The 17,721-nt window shown below is 72.6% G+C and carries 17 protein-coding genes and 1 pseudogene; 8 read left to right on the forward strand and 10 right to left on the reverse strand.

Translation table 11 applies throughout. The annotated features are described in order from the left end of the window. Nucleotides 1-12: 12 nt before the first annotated feature. Complete coding sequence (locus ACF1B9_RS00785; protein ID WP_391742090.1) at nucleotides 13-1,989, forward strand: helix-turn-helix domain-containing protein; 1,977 nt, start codon at nucleotides 13-15, stop codon at nucleotides 1,987-1,989. Nucleotides 1,990-2,043: 54 nt separating this feature from the next. Here ACF1B9_RS00785 and ACF1B9_RS00790 read toward each other — a convergent pair whose 3' ends face one another. The 8 genes from ACF1B9_RS00790 to ACF1B9_RS00825 form a co-directional block, all read right to left on the reverse strand. Continuing rightward, nucleotides 2,044-2,964 carry an alpha/beta fold hydrolase gene (locus tag ACF1B9_RS00790; RefSeq protein WP_391742088.1) on the reverse strand — a complete coding sequence of 307 codons (921 nt, stop codon included), beginning with the start codon at nucleotides 2,962-2,964 and terminating at the stop codon, nucleotides 2,044-2,046. Beyond that, entirely contained in the window at nucleotides 2,961-4,115 is a 1,155-nt protein-coding gene (locus tag ACF1B9_RS00795; RefSeq protein ID WP_391742087.1) for a branched-chain amino acid ABC transporter permease, read from the reverse strand. Before ACF1B9_RS00795 ends, ACF1B9_RS00790 begins: the two co-directional genes overlap by 4 nt. Then, complete coding sequence (locus ACF1B9_RS00800) at nucleotides 4,112-4,999, reverse strand: branched-chain amino acid ABC transporter permease (RefSeq protein WP_391742086.1); 888 nt, start codon at nucleotides 4,997-4,999, stop codon at nucleotides 4,112-4,114. The genes ACF1B9_RS00795 and ACF1B9_RS00800 overlap by 4 nt, the downstream gene beginning before the upstream one ends. Then, on the reverse strand, nucleotides 4,999-5,742 hold the full coding sequence (locus tag ACF1B9_RS00805; protein WP_391742085.1) for an ABC transporter ATP-binding protein: 744 nt from the start codon (nucleotides 5,740-5,742) through the stop codon (nucleotides 4,999-5,001). The genes ACF1B9_RS00800 and ACF1B9_RS00805 overlap by 1 nt, the downstream gene beginning before the upstream one ends. After that, nucleotides 5,739-6,530 (reverse strand): ABC transporter ATP-binding protein, encoded by a 792-nt coding sequence (locus ACF1B9_RS00810; RefSeq protein ID WP_391742084.1) that lies wholly within the window; start codon nucleotides 6,528-6,530, stop codon nucleotides 5,739-5,741. The genes ACF1B9_RS00805 and ACF1B9_RS00810 overlap by 4 nt, the downstream gene beginning before the upstream one ends. 3 nt (nucleotides 6,531-6,533) lie before the next feature. After that, on the reverse strand, nucleotides 6,534-7,781 hold the full coding sequence (locus ACF1B9_RS00815; protein WP_391742083.1) for a substrate-binding domain-containing protein: 1,248 nt from the start codon (nucleotides 7,779-7,781) through the stop codon (nucleotides 6,534-6,536). Between the two features lie 208 nt (nucleotides 7,782-7,989). Beyond that, nucleotides 7,990-8,340, reverse strand: a complete 351-nt coding sequence (locus tag ACF1B9_RS00820; RefSeq protein ID WP_391742081.1) for a DUF4190 domain-containing protein — start codon at nucleotides 8,338-8,340, stop codon at nucleotides 7,990-7,992. A 92-nt stretch (nucleotides 8,341-8,432) separates the two neighbouring features. After that, nucleotides 8,433-9,062: a TetR family transcriptional regulator gene (locus ACF1B9_RS00825; RefSeq protein WP_391742079.1), complete on the reverse strand. Its 630-nt coding sequence runs from the start codon at nucleotides 9,060-9,062 to the stop codon at nucleotides 8,433-8,435. A 230-nt stretch (nucleotides 9,063-9,292) separates the two neighbouring features. Between ACF1B9_RS00825 and ACF1B9_RS00830 the strand changes: the two genes are divergently transcribed. The 7 genes and pseudogenes from ACF1B9_RS00830 to ACF1B9_RS00860 all read left to right on the forward strand — a co-directional run bounded on the left by ACF1B9_RS00830 (nucleotide 9,293) and on the right by ACF1B9_RS00860 (nucleotide 15,579). Then, complete coding sequence (locus ACF1B9_RS00830; protein ID WP_391742077.1) at nucleotides 9,293-10,624, forward strand: glycosyltransferase family 4 protein; 1,332 nt, start codon at nucleotides 9,293-9,295, stop codon at nucleotides 10,622-10,624. A 62-nt stretch (nucleotides 10,625-10,686) separates the two neighbouring features. Then, nucleotides 10,687-11,442: a class I SAM-dependent methyltransferase gene (locus ACF1B9_RS00835; protein WP_391742076.1), complete on the forward strand. Its 756-nt coding sequence runs from the start codon at nucleotides 10,687-10,689 to the stop codon at nucleotides 11,440-11,442. Continuing rightward, nucleotides 11,439-12,512 (forward strand): prenyltransferase, encoded by a 1,074-nt coding sequence (locus ACF1B9_RS00840; RefSeq protein WP_391742075.1) that lies wholly within the window; start codon nucleotides 11,439-11,441, stop codon nucleotides 12,510-12,512. The genes ACF1B9_RS00835 and ACF1B9_RS00840 overlap by 4 nt, the downstream gene beginning before the upstream one ends. Before the next feature lie 165 nt (nucleotides 12,513-12,677). Further along, nucleotides 12,678-12,959 (forward strand): annotated as a pseudogene (locus ACF1B9_RS00845) (hypothetical protein); the annotation flags it as partial. Between the two features lie 41 nt (nucleotides 12,960-13,000). Continuing rightward, nucleotides 13,001-13,777, forward strand: coding sequence for a maleylpyruvate isomerase family mycothiol-dependent enzyme (locus tag ACF1B9_RS00850; protein WP_391742074.1), 777 nt, complete (start codon nucleotides 13,001-13,003; stop codon nucleotides 13,775-13,777). 114 nt (nucleotides 13,778-13,891) lie between these two features. Next, complete coding sequence (locus ACF1B9_RS00855) at nucleotides 13,892-14,980, forward strand: PHP domain-containing protein (RefSeq protein ID WP_391742072.1); 1,089 nt, start codon at nucleotides 13,892-13,894, stop codon at nucleotides 14,978-14,980. Beyond that, the gene (locus ACF1B9_RS00860; RefSeq protein WP_391742070.1) at nucleotides 14,977-15,579 is read left to right on the forward strand and encodes a VOC family protein; all 603 of its coding nucleotides are present in this window, start codon (nucleotides 14,977-14,979) and stop codon (nucleotides 15,577-15,579) included. Before ACF1B9_RS00855 ends, ACF1B9_RS00860 begins: the two co-directional genes overlap by 4 nt. A 91-nt stretch (nucleotides 15,580-15,670) precedes the next feature. On the opposite strand, the gene ACF1B9_RS00865 is transcribed toward ACF1B9_RS00860, so the two are convergent. Together ACF1B9_RS00865 and ACF1B9_RS00870 are read right to left on the reverse strand one after the other, a co-directional pair. Next, complete coding sequence (locus ACF1B9_RS00865) at nucleotides 15,671-16,678, reverse strand: LLM class F420-dependent oxidoreductase (RefSeq protein WP_391742069.1); 1,008 nt, start codon at nucleotides 16,676-16,678, stop codon at nucleotides 15,671-15,673. Nucleotides 16,679-16,798: 120 nt separating this feature from the next. Beyond that, a complete protein-coding gene (locus ACF1B9_RS00870) occupies nucleotides 16,799-17,635 on the reverse strand; it encodes a hypothetical protein (protein ID WP_391742068.1) in 837 nt (278 codons plus the stop codon). Nucleotides 17,636-17,721 lie beyond the last annotated feature (86 nt).

The following is a 17,721-nucleotide window of genomic DNA, read 5'->3' on the forward strand; positions in this document are numbered from 1 at the left end:
CGCTGGCCGCCCATGTCTGAACCGTCCGCCTCCGCCGCTCCCCATCTGCGGCGCCTGTTCGAACTGCTGGCCGACGACGCCCCCGCCGAGGCACTGGGCGCCGTCTCCTCGCAGGCGCGGGCCGCCGGCGTGCCCGCGGGCGATCTGGCGGAGGTGGAGCGGGCCACCGCCACCGCCCTGCGCATCAGGGGCGCCCTGCGGCAGCACCGGCGCCGCGAGCTCCAGCTCACCGCGCTCTTCGACACCGCCGGTGATCTCGCCGCCTCCCGCGACCTGGACGAGGTGCTGAAGGCCATCGTCCGCCGGGCCAGGATGCTGCTCGGTACGGACACGGCGTATCTCACCCTCCCTGACGAGGAGGCGGGGGACACCTATATGCGGGTCACCGACGGGTCGGTGTCGGTGCTCTTCCAGCGGCTGCGGCTGGAGCTCGGCCATGGGCTCGGCGGTCTGGTGGCACAGACCGCGAGCCCGTACGCGACCCATGACTACCGCACCGACGACCGCTTCCACCACACCCGCAACATCAACGCCGGGGTGCTGGACGAGGGGCTCGTCGCCATCCTGGGCGTGCCCCTGCTCCTGGGCTCCAGCCGCGGCGGTACGGGAAAGGTCATCGGCGTCCTCTTCGCGGCCGACCGCGCGCCCCGCGTCTTCAGCCCGGACGAGGTCGCCCTGCTGTGCTCCCTCGCCGCACACGCCGCCATCGCCATCGACACCGCCCGCGCTCTCGCCGACACCCGGTCCGCCCTGGACGAACTGGCCGGGGCGAACGCCGAGCTGGCCGAGGCGAACGCGGCCGTCCGGGCGCACTCGGCGGCCATGCGCCGGGCCGAGGAGTCCCACGACCGGCTGACCGACCTGGTTCTGCGCGGCCGTGACGTCAAGGACGTCGCCGAGGCGGTCGCGGGGCTGCTGGACTCCCCGCTCACCATTCACGACCCGGGCGGCCGGCTCCTGGCGGCGGTCCGGCCCGACGGCGCGGACTTCGCCGCCGACAGCACGGACGCCGGATGGCTGGCCGAGACCGCCGAGGCGTCCCGTACCGGAGCCCGTGCCGTGCACCGCGACGGCCGGTGGATCTGTGCCGTCCTCGCCGGACAGGAACTCCTGGCCGGTCTCGTCCTGCACCGGCGCGAACAACTCGACGACTCCGACCGGCGGCTGTTCGAACGGGCCTCGGTGGTCACCGGACTCCTTCTGCTGCTGCGTCGCACGGTCGCCGAGACCGAGAACCGGGTCCGCGGCGAGCTGATCACCGACCTGCTCACCGACGCGGACCGCGACCCGGCCGGACTCGCCGAACGCGGCCGGCGCCTCGGCATCGACCTCGACCGTCCGCACCTGCTGCTGGTGGCCGAGGGCGGAACCCGGGAGCGGCTGGCCCCTGCCGCGATGCGCTATCTGTTCGGCGGGGACATCCACGGGGTGAGCGCCGAACACGCCGGGCACGTGGTGCTGTTGATAGCGAGCGACGACCCCGCCCCGGCCGCCGGTGACGCGGCGCGCTCGGCCGCCGCCCAGCTCGGGCAGCTGATCCAGGCCCCCGTCACCGTCGCCGCCACCGGACCGGCGCGTGGCGCCCGCGAGCTGGCGTCCGCGTACGGGGAGGCCGCCCGCTGCCTGCGTGCCATGCGGGTCCTGGGGCGTACCGGGGAAGGCGCGTGCGTCGACGAACTCGGCTTCCTGGGTGTGGTGCTGGGCAACGCCCAGGACGTCGACGGATTCGTCTCGGCGACGCTGGGGCCGCTGCTGGAGTACGACGCGCAGCGCGGCACCCAGCTCGTGCGGACCCTCGGCGCCTATTTCGGTTCCGGGGGCAGTCTCATCCGCGCCAAGGACGAACTCCACGTGCACGTCAATACGGTGGTGCAGCGCCTGGACCGGGTACAGGTGCTGCTGGGACGGGACTGGAACGAGCCGGGTCGGGCCCTGGAGATCCAACTCGCACTGCGCCTGCACCGGTTGGCGGGCGGCCGGGATCGGTAGCGGCCGCCCGGCCGCTCGGGGCGGGCCTGCGCGAGTGGGCTCGCGGGCGGGTGCTCAGGTCCCGGGCGGGGCGGTGGCGTCGGACGCGCTCGGGGTCCCGGCCAGGGCCAGCAGGCGGCGGGCGATCTCGTCCGCGCCCGTGTCGCCCGTCAGCACCGTGTAGTGGTTGACGTCCCGTACGGGCACCGGCGTCACCTCCGTGTCGCCGAGCCCGGCCGCCGCCAGGCGGGTCTCGTCGTACAGGCCCTGCTCCTCGTCCATCAGTCCTCGCTGCGCCCACAGCAGCGTCGCCGGGGCGGGGAGCTTCCGTACCGCCGTCAGCACCTCCTCGTCGAAGAGGCCGACGCCGTCGGTGCGTACCGCCTCGATCCGGCAGGTCGAGCGCATGGCGGGTTCGTCCCCGGTCAGGTCCCGCTGGATGTACGCGTCCACCTCGGCCGACCAGGCGGCCGCGAACGCGGGGTGCGCCCGCCAGAACGAGCGGTACGCGGCCCGGTCGGGGAAGGTCATCGACAGCCGGTCCATGGCCGGGCCGATCACGGCGGTCATCAGTTCGTCCGGGGAGAGATGCGTGGGGGCGGGGAAGCCGATGCCGCCGTCGACCAGCAGCAGCGGCCCGAACCGTTCCGGATGCCGTACGGCGGCCAGCGCCGCCACGAACGCGCCCATCGAATGGCCAGCCAGCACCACCCGGTCCAGCCCCAGCGCCTCGGCCAGCGCGGCGGCGTCATCGGTGTGCGCGGCGATCCCGTACGGACCCGGCAGGGCCGAACTCCCGGCCCGGCCGCGCAGATCCGGGGCGATCAGGGTGAGGCGGCCCTCCAGCCGCCTCGCCACCGCGCCCCAGGACAGCGCGTTGGCCGTGATGCCGTGCAGGGCGACGACGGCCGGCGCGCCCGGATCGACGGCCGGCCACCGCAGTACCGCCAGCTCGCCCCCGGTCACGGGGACCTGAATCTCTTCGTACGGAATCACGGGCGTCCGTTCTCCTTCCGGGCCTGCACGGCCGGGAGCGTTTCGGTGGCGGTGGGCCCGCGGCGTGCCGCGGCCAGTCGGGAGGGCAGCCGGGCCAGGCCGCCGGGCAGCAGGTGTACCACGGCCACGAACAGCACACCCAGCAGGAACAGCGGCTGGGAGAGCGGCACCCGCAGCACCGCGGGCAGGTCGGCGACCGCGCCCGACCCCGCCAGGTCGCCGAGCCGGTGATCGGCCCAGGTGTAGAGGATGCCGCCGACCATCGGGCCCCAGCGGGTGCCCGATCCGCCCAGCACCACCATCACCAGCAGGGACAGCGTGAAGTCGGAGGTGGTCGTCTGCGGGGTCGAGCCGCCGGTGAGCAGCAGATGCACGAGTCCGCCCAGTGCGGCCAGCGCACCCGCCAGGACGAAGGCCGTCAGCTTGAATCCGTACGGCTTCAGCCCCAGCACCTCCACCCGGCGCTCGTTCTCCCTGATGCCCTCCCAGACGCGGCCGGTGGGGGAGCGGACCGCCCAGTGGACGACGGCGAGGGTGAGGACGAGGTAGGCGAGCGCCACCCAGTAGAGGTTCGCGGTGTGCTCGATCCCCACGAGCCCGGACGGCAGCAGATCGGCGGGGGCGGCCCGCCCCTCCTCGCCGCCGGTGAGGCCACCGGGGTTGCGCGAGACCAGGATCGAGCCCGCCTGGGCGAAGGCCAGCGTCACCATGGAGAAGCCGATGCCGGTGACCCGCAGGCTCACCGATCCCAGCACCAGCGCGAGCACGATCCCGGAGCAGAGGCCCAGCAGCGCGGAGACGGCGAACGGAAGGCCCGCCTCCAGCAGGAACATGTTGGTGGCGTAACTGCCCACGGCGAAGTAGAGCGCATGCCCGAAGGAGAGCAGCCCGGTGCGGCCGAGCAGCAGGTCGTATCCGGTCGCCAGGGCGCCGAACAGCAGGCAGGTGGCCAGGAGTTGCAGACTTCCCGGGCTGCCGAGGGGTCCGTCCAGGAGGCCGGGCAGCGGCAGTGCGCTGTACGGCGCGACGGCGAGGACCAGCAGGGCGGCGGCGGGCCACCAGCGGTGCAGCAGCCGGGCGGTGTTCCCGGGCGCCGGCACGACCGTGTGCCGGTCGCCGGTGCGGTCGTGTGTCTCGGTGGCGGTGCTCACGCGAGCCTCCCGGTCAGTCCGCGCGGACGCAGAAGCAGCAGCGCGGCGAGCAGGACGACGACGGCCAGGTCGCCGAGACCCGCTGCGGTGTAGTAGTTGGCGAACTGCTGGACCAGGCCGATGACGACGGACGCCACGGCTGCGCCGGTCACCGAGCCCATGCCCCCGGTGACCACGACGACGAACGCGAAGATCAGCAGCGAGGTGCCCTGTCGGGGGTCGACCGAACCGAAGTACAGCCCGCCCAGCGCCCCGCCGAGCGCGGCGGCGCAGCCACCGATCGCGAAGACGAGTGTGAACGCCCGCCGCACGTCGATGCCGAGGGCGGTGACCATCGCCCGGTCCTCGACCCCGGCCCGCACCACCAGACCGTGCCGGGTACGGCCGAGGAAGAGCCGTAGCGCCACGAGGACGACGACCGCCGCCGCGACCAGCACCAGCCGGTTGACCGGGACCTGCGCGCCGAACAGGCCGAAGGTGCCGGACAGCGCCTTCGGCCCGGGGAAGGTCCGGGCGTCCGAGCCCCAGATCCCCGACAGCAGCGCGGGGACGGCGAGCCCCACCCCTACCGTGGCGAGCACCTGCTCGCGCGGCCGGGTGTAGAGCGGGCGGACGACGGCGAGTTCCAGCAGCACGGCGGCGGCGGTGCCCACCGCCGTACCGAACAGGACCGCGAGGACGAAACCCGCTCCGCCCGGTCCGGCGCCCGGCAGATGACCGGACGCCGCCCACCAGGTGCCGTACGCGCCGAGGGAGAGCAGCGCCCCGTGCGCGAAGTTGAGCACGTCCATCAGGCCGAAGATCAGTGAGAGCCCCGACGCGATCAGGAAGTAGAGCGCACCCAGACCGAGTCCGGTCATGGTGAGCAGGACGACGGTGGACATCAGGAATCCGCCTCCACGGTGTGTGCGGTGAGCGGGCCGTGGCCCACGCCGAGCAGCCTGCGAGCCGCCTCCGCGTCGCCCAGCAGCTCGGCGGCCGGCCCCTGATGGGCCGTCCGGCCGTCGGCGAGCACCGCACAGTGCTCGGCCAGGCGTCGCACGACGGCCAGGTTCTGCTCCACGAGCAGTACCGGCACCGCCTCGGCGGCCCGCTCCAGCACCTGGGCGACCTCGGTGACCACCTTGGGCGCCAGGCCCTTGGTGGGTTCATCGGCGATGATCAGCCGGTTTCCGTTCAGCAGTGTGCGCCCGATGGCCACCATCTGCTGCTGCCCACCGGACAGCGTCCCGGCCAACTGCCGCTCCCGTGCCTTCAGTTCGGGAAAGAGCTCATGGACGAGCGGGTAGGCGGGCTCGCCCGCGCCGCGCCGCTCGGCCAGGCGCAGGTTCTCCGCCACGGTCAGCCCGGCGAAGACACCCCGGTCCTCGGGGGCGTAGCCGATGCCCAGCCGCACCACGGTGTGGGTGGGCATCGGCACGGTCTCCTCGCCGTCCAGCAGCACGCTGCCGGTGCGCGGGACGAGGCCGAGGACACCGCGCACGGTCGTCGTCTTGCCGGCGCCGTTGCGGCCGAGGAGCGCGGTCACCCCGTGCCGGGCGACGTCCAGGTCCACGCCGTGCAGGATGTGCCGGCCGCCGATCAGGACCCGCAGGTCCCGTACGGCGAGCAGGGTCCCTGTCGTCACAACCCCTCCCCGAGGTAGGCCTGTTGCACGGTCGGGTCGGCGGTCACGGTGTCGGGGGTGTCCAGCGCCAGCAGCCGTCCGTGGTGCATCACGGCGAGCCGGTCGGCCAGACCCAGCAGCACGTCCATGTGGTGCTCGACCATCAGGACGGTGCGGCCCTCGTCCCGGTGCAGGGTGCGGATGAGTTCGGTCAGCGCGGGGACCTCCTCGGCGCTGACCCCGGCCATCGGCTCGTCCAGCAGCATCAGCCGCGGCTCGCCCACCAGCAGCACCGCCAGCTCCAGCTTCCGCTTCTCGCCGTGCGACAGCTCGGACGCCGGGGCCGCGGCCCGGTGGCCGAGGCCGGTGCGCTCCAGTACACCGGCCACCTCGGCCGTGTACGGGCGGGCGCGCCGCCACAGCCGGTACGAACCGCCCCCGGCGGCCTGCGCGGCGAGCCGGACGTGGTCGGCCACGGTCATCCCCGGCCAGAGGCTGGACGTCTGGAACGTGCGGCCGATGCCGCGCCTCGCCCGCGCGTGCGCGGGGCGGCCCGTCATGTCCGTACCGTCCAGCTCGATCGTGCCCGACGTGGCCATGGTCAGCCCGCTGATCAGGTTGAACAGTGAGGTCTTGCCCGCCCCGTTGGGGCCGATGAAGGCGAGGAACTCGCCCTCGTGGACGCTGAGGGTGACGTCCTCGACGATCGTCGCCCCGCCGACGCCCCAGCCGAGGCCGGTCAGCCGGAGCACCGGGGCGGTGCTCCGCGCCCCGGCCGCTTGCTCTGCGGTGGTGTCCGGTGCGGCCATCGGTCAGCCCGCCGAGGGCTTCACGGGCGGCGCCACCTTGTCCATCGGCTCGGTGCCCACCAGCTCCGGCCGGGCACCGGCCCCCTTCCCCCGGAGCTTCGCGACGAACATCGGCTGCACCAGTGCGTGGTCCTGCGCACGGATCTCCTCCTTGCCCTTCACCCCGTCGAAGGTCCAGCCCTCCAGGGCCTTGACCATGGCGGCGGAGTCGGTGGCGCCGCCCTCCTCCACGGCGCGCACGACCATCTGCGCCGCGGTGAAGCCGTCGGGGGTGAACAGGTCCGGGGTGCCGCCCGCCTCGGTGACCGAGTCGAGCATGGACTTCTCCACGGCGTTGCCGCCGCCCGCACCGGGGAAGTAGTGCGCCAGGAAGGACACCTTGGAACCGGCGTTCCCGAAGACCGGGTACGAGGCCGTTCCGGCGAGGCCGGTGACGACCTTGCTCGCGCTCAGCACGCCCTGCTGGTCCAGCGCGGTCCACAGCGCCGGCGCGGTGGACCCGGCCCAGGCGACGAAGACCAGATCGGGTCTGCCCGCCTTGACCTGCCGGGCGAAGGGGGTCAGGTCCGTGGCACTGGGCGGAGCCAGTACGGAGCCCACCTTCGCGCCCTCGGCCCCGAGGACGGCCTTCACGGCGGCGACGTTGGCCTGGCCGAAGGTGGAGTCCTGGGCCAGCACCGTGACCTTCTTGTCCTTGGCCTCGCCGAGCATCGCCCCGGCGGTCAGGATGTCCTGGTAGGACTGTCGGCCCGAGCGGAAGGTGTAGTCGTTGATCCCGGTGACGGCGTCGGTGGCGGCCGGGCCGCTGATGTACAGCACCTTGTTCTGGGCGGCGAGCGGCGCCATCTGGAGGGCCACCCCGGAATCGGTGGTGCCGGCCAGCACCTTGTAGCCCTTGCCGATGAGGTTCTTGGCCGCGGCGACCGCCTTGCCCGGGTCGCCCGCGTCGTCCTGCTCGGTGACCTCGATTCGGTGCCCGGCAACCTTGCCGGTGCCCTTCGTCGCGTGGTCCAGACCCGCCATGAACCCGTCGCGGTACTGCTTCCCGTAGTCCGCGAGCAGCCCCGTACGGGAGTAGACCAGGCCCACCTTGACGGTCTGGTTCTTCGCGTCCTTCCCGGACGCGGAATCGGCCTCGCCCGCCTTCCCGGCGGCGGTGCACCCGGCCAGCAGAAGGCCGGCCGAGGCCAGTGCGACGGCGGCGGAGAGGGATCTGTGACGACGGACGGTGCCCGTGGCTCTGCGACGCATGATGACCGGCTCCTCGGCGTGTTCATGTGATGTCGCCGAACCGTATGAACACCCTGCCACCGTCGACATGGTGCAGGACACCCCACCTGACGCGGTGCGCATGTGGGGGCCGCACATGGGCCGGGGCCGTGGGCCGCGCCCCGGGACGGGATCCGGTCCCGGGGCGCGGCGCGTCCCGCGAGGCGTCAGTGTCGCGGGCGGTGGCCCGTCACACGGCGGCGATCGCCTGGATCATGGCGGCGGTGAAGCCGAGTGCGGCGAACGCGATGCCGATGATGCCCATCACCATTCCGGCGGTCGCCATGCCGCGGCCGCCGCCCTCGCCCCGGTCGGCCATGCGCCGGGCCGAGACGCCGAGGCACAGCGCGATGATCGGCAGGATGATCGGGATCAGCACCAGCCCGAGGATGCCGAGCACCATCGAGGCCGTCGCCTTGCCGCTGGGCAGTGAGGCACCACCGGGGTAGCCGTAGCCGGGCGGGGGCTGGACGCCGTAACCCGGCCCTCCCGGGGCCTGTGCCCCCGCTGGGACGCCCGTGCTGCCTGCCTGGTCAGTCATGTCTTCCTCTCCATCGGTGCTGGTCATGACCATGTTAAGGAGAGGTTTGTGGTGCTCTCGGACAGAACGGTGAGGGATGTGTGATGAACCTGTCAGGGCGCGTCCGAACGCCGGGGTGCGTCCGGGGGAGCCGTCACGTCGATCAGCCGGCACACCGTCTCGATGTCTATCTTCACCTGGGCGATCGAGGCCCGCCCCGACAGCCAGGTGATCAGTGCGGAGTGCCAGGTGTGCTCGATGACTCGGACCGCGGACAACTGCTCCGGCGTCGGATGCTCCAGACCCATCGCGTCCAGGATGATCGACGTCGTGATCCGCGAGACGGTGTCCACCTCCGGGCTGACGCTGCGGTCCGCGAAGGTCAGCGCCCGTACCATCGCGTCCGCCAGATGCGGTTCGCGCTGCAGTGCGCGGAACGCCCGCATCAGGGTGTCGGCGACCCGCTGCGCCGCGTCGTCCCCGGCCGGGGGGCGTTTGTGCAGCGTCGTGTGCATGTGCTGGAGCTGGTCCTGCATGGTGGCGACCAGCAGATGGATCTTCGAGGGGAAGTAGCGGTACAGCGTGCCCAGGGCGACCTCGGCGGCCTCCGCGACCTCACGCATCTGCACCGCCTCGAACCCGCCCCTGCTGGCGAGCTGGGCGCTGGCGTGCAGGATGCGGCGGCGACGGGCCTCCTGGCGTTCCGTCAGCGGCGGCGATGCCGGCCTGGCTTCCGCTGTCATGTGTCCCCATCCATGGCTTCTGTCCGCAACCGGAGGGAGGCGCTCGGTCTCCCGGCGGCGCACAGCATGCCAGGGTGCCGGGCCGTGGCGCGAATCACCCGGTCCGGCCGTTGCGCCGACGCTACCTGCCGGTAGATTCGTAGCTCATTGAACGATCCAGTCTGAAACTTGTTCTAGATTAGCGTGAGCGGTTACGCTCCGGCGAACACGCAGTGAGAAGGGGGCCGAGTGTGACCGCTGAGGCCATAGAGTCGGGCCCCCGCACGGGCAGCGACGTGTCGGGCAGCCCCGGCGAACGCCCGCTGCGCATCGCACTCCTCACCTACAAGGGAAATCCTTTCTGCGGCGGCCAGGGCGTCTATGTGCGCCACCTCGGCCGGGAGCTCGCCCGCCTCGGCCACAGCGTCGAAGTGATCGGCGCCCAGCCCTATCCGGTGCTCGACGAGGGCGTCCCGCTCACCGAGCTGCCGAGCCTGGACCTCTACCGCCAGCCCGACCCCTTCCGCACCCCGAAACGCGGCGAGTACCGGGACTGGATCGACGCCGCCGAGGTCGCCACCATGTGGACCGGCGGCTTCCCGGAGCCGCTCACCTTCAGTCTCCGCGCCCGACGCCATCTCGCGGCCCGGCGCGGCGAGTTCGACGTCATCCACGACAACCAGACCCTCGGCTACGGGCTGTTGGCGGACCTCGGTGCCCCGCTCGTCACCACGATCCACCACCCCATCACGGTCGACCGGCAGTTGGACCTGGACGCCGCCGCGACCCGTCGCCGACGCGCCTCCGTGCGCCGCTGGTACGCCTTCACCCGCATGCAGAAGCGGGTCGCGCGCCGGCTGCCGTCGGTGCTCACCGTCTCCGGCTCCTCCAAGCAGGAGATCGTCGACCACCTCGGGGTGCGCGAGGATCGCATCCATGTGGTGCACATCGGTGCGGACACCGAGTTGTGGTCGCCCGATCCGTCCGTCGCCGAGGTCCCCGGCAGGATCGTCACCACCTCCAGCGCCGACGTCCCGCTGAAGGGCCTCGTCCACCTCGTCGAGGCGCTCGCCAAGCTCCGCACCGAGAACCCGCGGGCGCACCTCGTGGTCGTCGGCAAGCGGGCCGAGGACGGACCGGTCGCGCAGGCCATCGAGCGGCACCGACTCCAGGACGCCGTCGAATTCGTCAAGGGCATCAGCGACGCCGAACTCGTCGACCTGGTGCGCAGCGCGCAGATCGCCTGCGTCCCCTCGCTCTACGAGGGGTTCTCGCTGCCCGCTGCCGAGGCCATGGCCACCGGCACGCCGCTGGTCGCCACCACCGGCGGCGCGATCCCCGAGGTCGCGGGCCCGGACGGCGAGACCTGCCTCGCCGTCCCGCCCGCCGACGCCGGGGCACTGGCCGACGCGCTCACCCGGCTGCTCGGCGATCCGGAACTGCGCGCCCGGCTCGGCGCCGCGGGCCGCGCCCGGGTGCTGTCCCGGTTCACCTGGAAGCAGGCCGCCATCGGCACCGCCGCCCTGTACCGCGAGGCGATCGCCGCCCGCGCGGGCACCACGCGCCCCGGCGGCCGACGGTGACCCCGCAGTCCGCCCACGCTGTCCCCGCCCTCTGACCCCCTCGACCGCGAAAGCAGGCATTCGTGCTGACCGTGGACTTCACCCGCTTCCCGCTCGCCGCAGGTGACCGAGTGCTCGACCTGGGCTGCGGCGCCGGACGCCACGCCTTCGAGTGCTACCGGCGTGGCGCCCAGGTCGTGGCCCTCGACCAAAACGGCGAGGAGATCCGCGAGGTCGCGAAGTGGTTCGCCGCGATGAAGGAGGCCGGGGAGGCACCCGAGGGCGCCACCGCCACCGCGATGGAGGGCGACGCGCTCAATCTGCCGTTCCCCGACGAGTCCTTCGACGTCGTGATCATCTCCGAGGTGATGGAGCACATCCCCGACGACAAGGGCGTGCTCGCGGAGATGGTCCGGGTGCTCAGGCCCGGCGGCCGGATCGCGATCACCGTGCCGCGCTACGGCCCCGAGAAGGTCTGCTGGACGCTCTCCGACGCGTACCACGAGGTCGAGGGCGGCCACATCCGCATCTACAAGGCCGACGAACTGCTCGGCAAGATCCGCGGCGCCGGCCTCAAGCCGTACGGCACCCACCATGCCCACGCCCTGCACTCGCCGTACTGGTGGCTCAAGTGCGCGTTCGGCGTGGACAACGACAAGTCGCTGCCGGTCCGCGCGTATCACAAGCTGCTGGTCTGGGACATCATGAAGAAGCCGGCCGTCACCCGGGTCGCCGAGCAGCTGCTCAACCCGGTCGTCGGCAAGAGCTTCGTGGCGTACGCGACCAAGCCGCACCTGCCCCTGGCCGCCGCCGAGGATCTCTCCAAGGCCGAGGCGTGACCGTTCCCGAGCAGACAGAACACCTCGTGCTGCCCGGAGTCCTCACCGCCGAGCAGGCCACCGAGACCGTCGCCGCCCTCCTCGCCGCGCAGTGCGAGAACGGTGCGCTGCCCTGGTTCCGCGGCCACCACCTCGACCCGTGGGACCACACCGAGGCCGCCATGGCCCTCGACGCGGCGGGCGAGCACGCCGCCGCGGAACGCGCGTACGACTGGCTGGCCCGGCACCAGAACGAGGACGGCTCCTGGTACGCCGCGTACCACGACGGCGACCCGGAACGGCCGACCGACCGGGGCCTGGAGACCAACTTCTGCGCGTACGTGGCCGTCGGCGTCTGGCACCACTACCTCGCCACCGGCGACGACGCGTTCGTCGACCGGATGTGGCCGACCGTCTACGCCGCCGTCGAATTCGTGCTGCGGCTCCAGCTTCCCGGCGGCCAGATCGGCTGGAAGCGCGAAGCCGACGGAACCCCCGTCGACGACGCGCTGCTGACCGGCTGTTCCTCCATCCACCAGGCGCTGCGCTGTGCACTCGCCCTCGCCGAACGGCGCGAGGAGCCGCAGCCGGACTGGGAGTTGGCGACCGGTGCGCTGGCCCACGCTATCCGCAGCCACCCGGAACGCTTCCTGGACAAGAGCCGCTACTCGATGGACTGGTACTACCCGGTCCTGGGCGGTGCGCTCACCGCAGCGGCCGCCAAGGAGCGGATGGAGGAGGGGTGGGACCGCTTCGTGGTGCCCGGCCTCGGGGTGCGCTGTGTGCTGCCCAACCCGTGGGTGACCGGCGGGGAGAGCTGTGAACTCGCCCTGGCGCTCTGGGTGATGGGCGAGTCCGACCGGGCGCTGGAGATCCTCCAGTCCATCCAGCACCTGCGCGCCGACGGCGGCATGTACTGGACGGGGTACGTCTTCGAGGGCAACCGCGCCTTCTGGCCGGAGGAGCTCACCACCTGGACCGCCGGTTCGCTGCTGCTCGCGGTGGCCGCGCTCGGCGGCGACGAGGCGACCACCGCGGTCTTCGGCGGCGAACGGCTGCCGCGCGGGCTGGAACCGGACTGCTGCGGATAGACCCGGCCACGACGTTCACGGGGTCGTTGCCCCGGTGTGCGTCCGCGGGTAGGTCGGCTCGGGGGAGAGACGGATCCGGGTGCCGTGCTCGACGGATGAAACCCGGACGGCGGCCCCGAGCGGCACACCGCCCGCAGCCGCGTGAGTCTTACGGAGCGTGGCGAGTCGGCGCAGGCGCAGAAACTGGCCACAACGCGATTCGGCGCCGACGCGGGGCTCGCGGCCGGGGCGACGTACCAGTGGATCGTGAAGCCGTACCGCGCGTGGACGTTCGAGAAGGGCGCCGACAGGAGGACGTTCGCCCTGGTCAAGGCCGGGCTCGCGGGTGGCTTCGCGTACAACCGGCTGACGGCGGCCGTGGTCGACGCCAAGGGTCAAGACCCGGGCAGGAGCGCGGGCGCCGAGGTGAAGGACAAGGTGCCCACCACATCGCAACTCGGCGGATAATCGATGCGGCCCCGGCTCTTGATCGAATTAGGGTGCCTGTCATGAGCGCACTCTCGCACGACCTCTACTGTGACGAAATCACCCGCCGCACCGACGCGTTGAGGGCGGCGATCAACGGCGCCGATCTCGGCGCGACCGTACCGACCTGCCCCGACTGGACCCTGCGCGACCTCGCCGTCCATGTCGGCGGCGCCCACCGCTGGGTGAGCGAGATCGTACGCACCCGGGCCACCGAAGCGGTCGCGCCCGAAACGCTGCCGAAGTTCAGGCCCGAGGGCGACGACCCCGCCGTGCTCGATGCCTGGCTGGCGGACGGGGCGGCGGAGCTCGTCGAGCTCCTGCGCGCGGCCGGCCCGGACGTGCAGGCGTGGTCCTGGGGCTGGGAGCGCAGCACGGGCTTCTGGGCGCGTCGCATGGCGCACGAGACGATCGTCCACCAGGCAGACGCCGCGCTCACCGCGGGGACCGGCTACGAGGTGGCACCCGAGCTGGCGGCCGACACGATCGAGGAATGGCTGGAGATTGTCGCCTTCGTGCGGGCCGCGGGCCACGAGAAGGCGGCCGAGCTCGCCGGCGCCAGGGGCTCGATCCATCTGCATGCCACGGACGTGCCCGGTGCCGAGTGGCTGATCGAGCTCGGCGAGGACGGCTTCACCTGGCGGCGGGCCCACGAGAAGGCGACCGTGGCGCTGCGGGGCCCGCTCACCGACGTCCTGCTGGTCTTCAACCGGCGCCTCCCGGCGGACAGCGACCGGGTCGAGGTGCTGGGGGACGCGAAGCTGCTGGACTTCTGGCTGGAGCACTCCGCATTCGGCTGAGCCGCCACCGGCCGCCGTGGAGCACCGTGCCCCCGCCCGCTGTGCGGGCGGGGCGGTGCTGGGCCAAGCTGGAAGCGACAGCCCGTGTGTCCGGCGGCCCCCGTGGAGGTGCCGATGGAGCCCGTCCGCGCCCTGAAACGGATCGCCTTCCTGCTGGAACGCGGCAGGGCCGACACCTATCGCGTGCAGGCGTTCCGCAGGGCCGCCGACGCGGTGGAACCGATGGCGGACGACGAGATCGGGCAGCGGGTCGCGGACGGCTCGCTGGAGTCGGTCGAGGGCATCGGGCCGAAGACCGCACAGGTGATCAGGGAGGCTGTGGCCGGGGAAGTGCCCGGCTACCTGGAACGGCTGGAGAAGGAGGCCGCCGCCGTCCCGCTCACCGAGGGCGGCGCGAGCCTCCTCGCTCTCCTGCGGGGCGACTGCCATCTGCACTCCGACTGGTCGGACGGCGGCAGCTCGATCGAGGAGATGGGCCGCACGGCGGCGGAGCTGGGCCACGAGTGGGCGGTCCTCACCGACCACTCGCCCCGGCTGACCGTGGCGAACGGGCTCTCCCCGGAGCGGCTGCTCCGGCAGCTGGAGGTGATCGCCGGGCTCAACGAGCGGTGGGCGCCGTTCCGGCTGCTCACCGGCATCGAGTGCGACATCCTCCCCGACGGCTCCCTCGACCAGGAGGACGGACTGCTGGCGCGGCTGGACGTCGTCGTGGTCTCCGTGCACTCCGCACTGCGGATGGACGCGGCACCGATGACCGGACGCCTGCTCGCGGCCGTCCGCCATCCGCGGGCGAACATCCTCGGGCACTGCACCGGACGGTTGATCACCGGCCGGGGGCGCCCCGAGTCGCGGTTCGACGCGGACGCGGTCTTCGCCGCATGTGCGCAGGCGGGCACGGCGGTGGAGATCAACAGCCGGCCCGAACGGCTCGACCCGCCCCGCCGGCTGCTGCGCCGAGCCGTTGCCGCGGGCACTCTGTTCGCCATCGACACCGACGCGCACGCGCCCGGTCAGCTGGACTGGCAGATCCACGGCTGCGCCCGCGCCGAGGAGTGCCGCGTCCCGGCGGAGCACGTCGTCTCCACCTGGCCGGCCGACGAACTGCTGGCCTGGTCGCGCGCGGGCACGACCCCGGAGCGGGCCCGCTCCGGGGCGGACGGGACGCATCGGCGCGGCCCCGGGACAGGAACGGTGAACCCATGACGGCCACAAGCGTGCGCGGCATCGACCACATCGGGGTCACGGTCCCCGATCTGGAGACCGCGACTCTCTTCCTCGCCAGGGCGTTCGGCGCCGAGGTGCTCTACGACACCCTGCGCCGCCAGGACGAGCCGCTCGGCGGTCTGGACGTGGAGCGGCGCCTCGGCGTCCCGGCGGGCACCCAGCAGCTGGCGATCCGGATGCTGGCCCTCCCCGGCGACGGTCCGGCCATCGAGCTCTTCGAGTTCGAGGGCCCTCGCCGGGAACCCCCGGTGCTGCCCTGCGACTTCGGCTGGCAGCACGTGGCGCTCTACGCCGACGACCTGGACGCGGCCGTGAGGGACTGCGTGGCCGCGGGCGCCTCACTGCTCGCCGAGGCGCAGCCGCTGCCGGGTCCCGAGGCGGGGGAACGCAACCGCTTCGCTTATCTGCGCACTCCCTGGGGCAGCACGCTGGAACTCCTCACGTACCCCGACCCCCAGCCCTGGGAACGCACCGCATCACGCCGACGGGTGCGCCCCGCCCCGGTCAGCACCGGGACCTGGCCGACGGACCCGGCCCGGCCGGGGCCCGGGGTCCTTCGTGCGGACCGGACCGGATGAGCGAATACGTCCGGTCTGCGGATGCCCCTGCGCCTTGCGGCGCACCGCACCCGACGCCGCGCGCCGATCCACCCGGGATTGCGGACAGCGCTCAGTTGAGCTCCGCGAGCACCCGCAGCGTATGCGGGTCCGGCGCCGTCACCAGCAGATCGGTCACCGGCCCCTTGCGCCACAACTCCAGCCGCTCCGCTATCCGTTGCCGGGGTCCGACGAGCGAGATCTCATCGGCGAACGCGTCCGGCACGGCCAGCACCGCCTCCTCCTTGCGCCCTTCGAGGAAGAGCCGCTGGATCCGCCGTGCCTCCTCCTCGAACCCCATGCGTGCCATCAGATCGGCGTGGAAGTTCCGGGCCGCGTGCCCCATCCCCCCGATGTAGAAGCCGAGCATCGCCTTCACCGGCAGCAACCCCTCGGCGACGTCGTCACAGACCCGCGCACGGGTCATCGGCGCGATCATGAACCCGGCGGGCAGGTCCGTGAGCGACGCCTCGTACACATCGGTGCGCAGCGGCGACCAGTACAGCGGCAGCCAGCCGTCGGCGATCCTCGTCGTCTGTGCGATGTTCTTCGGTCCCTCCGCCCCGAGCAGTACCGGGAGCCGGGGCCGCAACGGATGGGTGATCGACTTCAACGGCTTGCCCAGGCCGGTGGCGTCGGGACCGTTGTACGGGTGGGAGTGGAAGCGTCCGTCCAGTTGGACGGGGGCCTCACGGCCGAGTACCTGGCGGATGACGTCGACGTACTCGCGGGTGGCGGTCAGTGGGCTCCTCGGGAACGGCCGCCCGTACCAGCCCTCCACCACCTGCGGCCCGGACAGGCCGAGGCCGAGCATCATCCGGCCGCCGGAGAGATGGTCGAGGGTGAGGGCGTGCATCGCGGTCGCGGTCGGGGTGCGCGCCGCCATCTGCGCGATGCCGGTGCCCAGCCGGATACGGGAGGTGTGTGCGGCGATCCAGGTCAGCGGGGTGAACGCGTCGGAGCCCCAGGCCTCCGCCGTCCACACCGACCCGTACCCCAGCTCCTCGGCCTGACGGACGAGCCCCAGTTGGGCCGGGTCGGGGCCGCGGCCCCAGTAGCCGAGCGCGAGTCCGAGCCGCATTCCGCCGCCTCCCAAGGATTCTGACGCTGTGTCAGATAATCGACCACGGACGGAGAGTACGACAGCGGCCCCCCGCCCGGAAGGGGCGAGGGGCCGCTGATCGTGTGCGGGCGGGTGGGCTCAGCCGCGCTGGATGCCCGTGGTGTCCTGGAGCACACCACGACGGCCGTCCTGCGTCTGGGCGATGAGGCTCGCACCGCGCTGCTCCACCGCGAGGTACCAGGTGCCCGGAGCCAGCTCGGCGATCGGCGACGGCGAACCGTCCTCCCCGTACAGCGGGCGGGCCACCGGCACCGCGAACCAGAACGGTGTGAAGTCACCGGACGGCGCGCCGGCCGCCGGAGCCTGCTGGGCCTGCTGCGGCTCCGGCTGACCCGCCTGGGGCTGACCGGCCTGCGGCTGCGCGCCGTACGGCTGCTGCTGACCCGGCTGCGCACCGTACGGCTGCTGCTGGGCGCCGGGGTAGCCGTAACCCTGGCCGGGCTGCGGCTGGCCGCCGTACGGCGACTGCACGGCCTGCGGGCGCGGGGCGCCCATCAGCGGAGCCTTGAGTGCGGGAATCAGCGGAGTCCCGACCGCGCCGACCGCGAGCACGGCCGTGCCCAGCAGGCCGAGGATCAGACCGGCGCCCGCGTTGCTGGCGTCGATGGTCGACCAGAACGCGGTCCACAGGGCGAAGACGCTGAAGGCGGCGCCGAGTTGGCCGAGCTCGAAACCGAGGACCTTGCGGGGCGGCATGGTGCGGCCCACCACGACCAGCGCCGCGGCGATGATGCCGCCCAGGTAGATGCTCATGAGGGCCGCGAGCGCGTCCCACGCGTTCGGGGCCGAGTAGCCGGAGCAGTTGAGGCCCGAGGGGCATTCGTAACCGTAGAGGTGGAGGAAAGAGGCGATGAACAGCACCACCGCTGCTCCGATCACCACGCCGTCGCCTCGAGTGAGGGAGCGCATATTCACGTAAAGATCCTTAGTCGGTCGTCTCGTCGGGGTGGTCGTCGCTGCGGCCCGCCGGGGTGCGGCGGGGGCGCAAGGCTCGGGGGTGG

Origin of the sequence: Streptomyces sp. NPDC014727 (assembly GCF_043083485.1) — a bacterium.
In the GTDB taxonomy this organism is placed as follows: Bacteria; Actinomycetota; Actinomycetes; order Streptomycetales; family Streptomycetaceae; genus Streptomyces.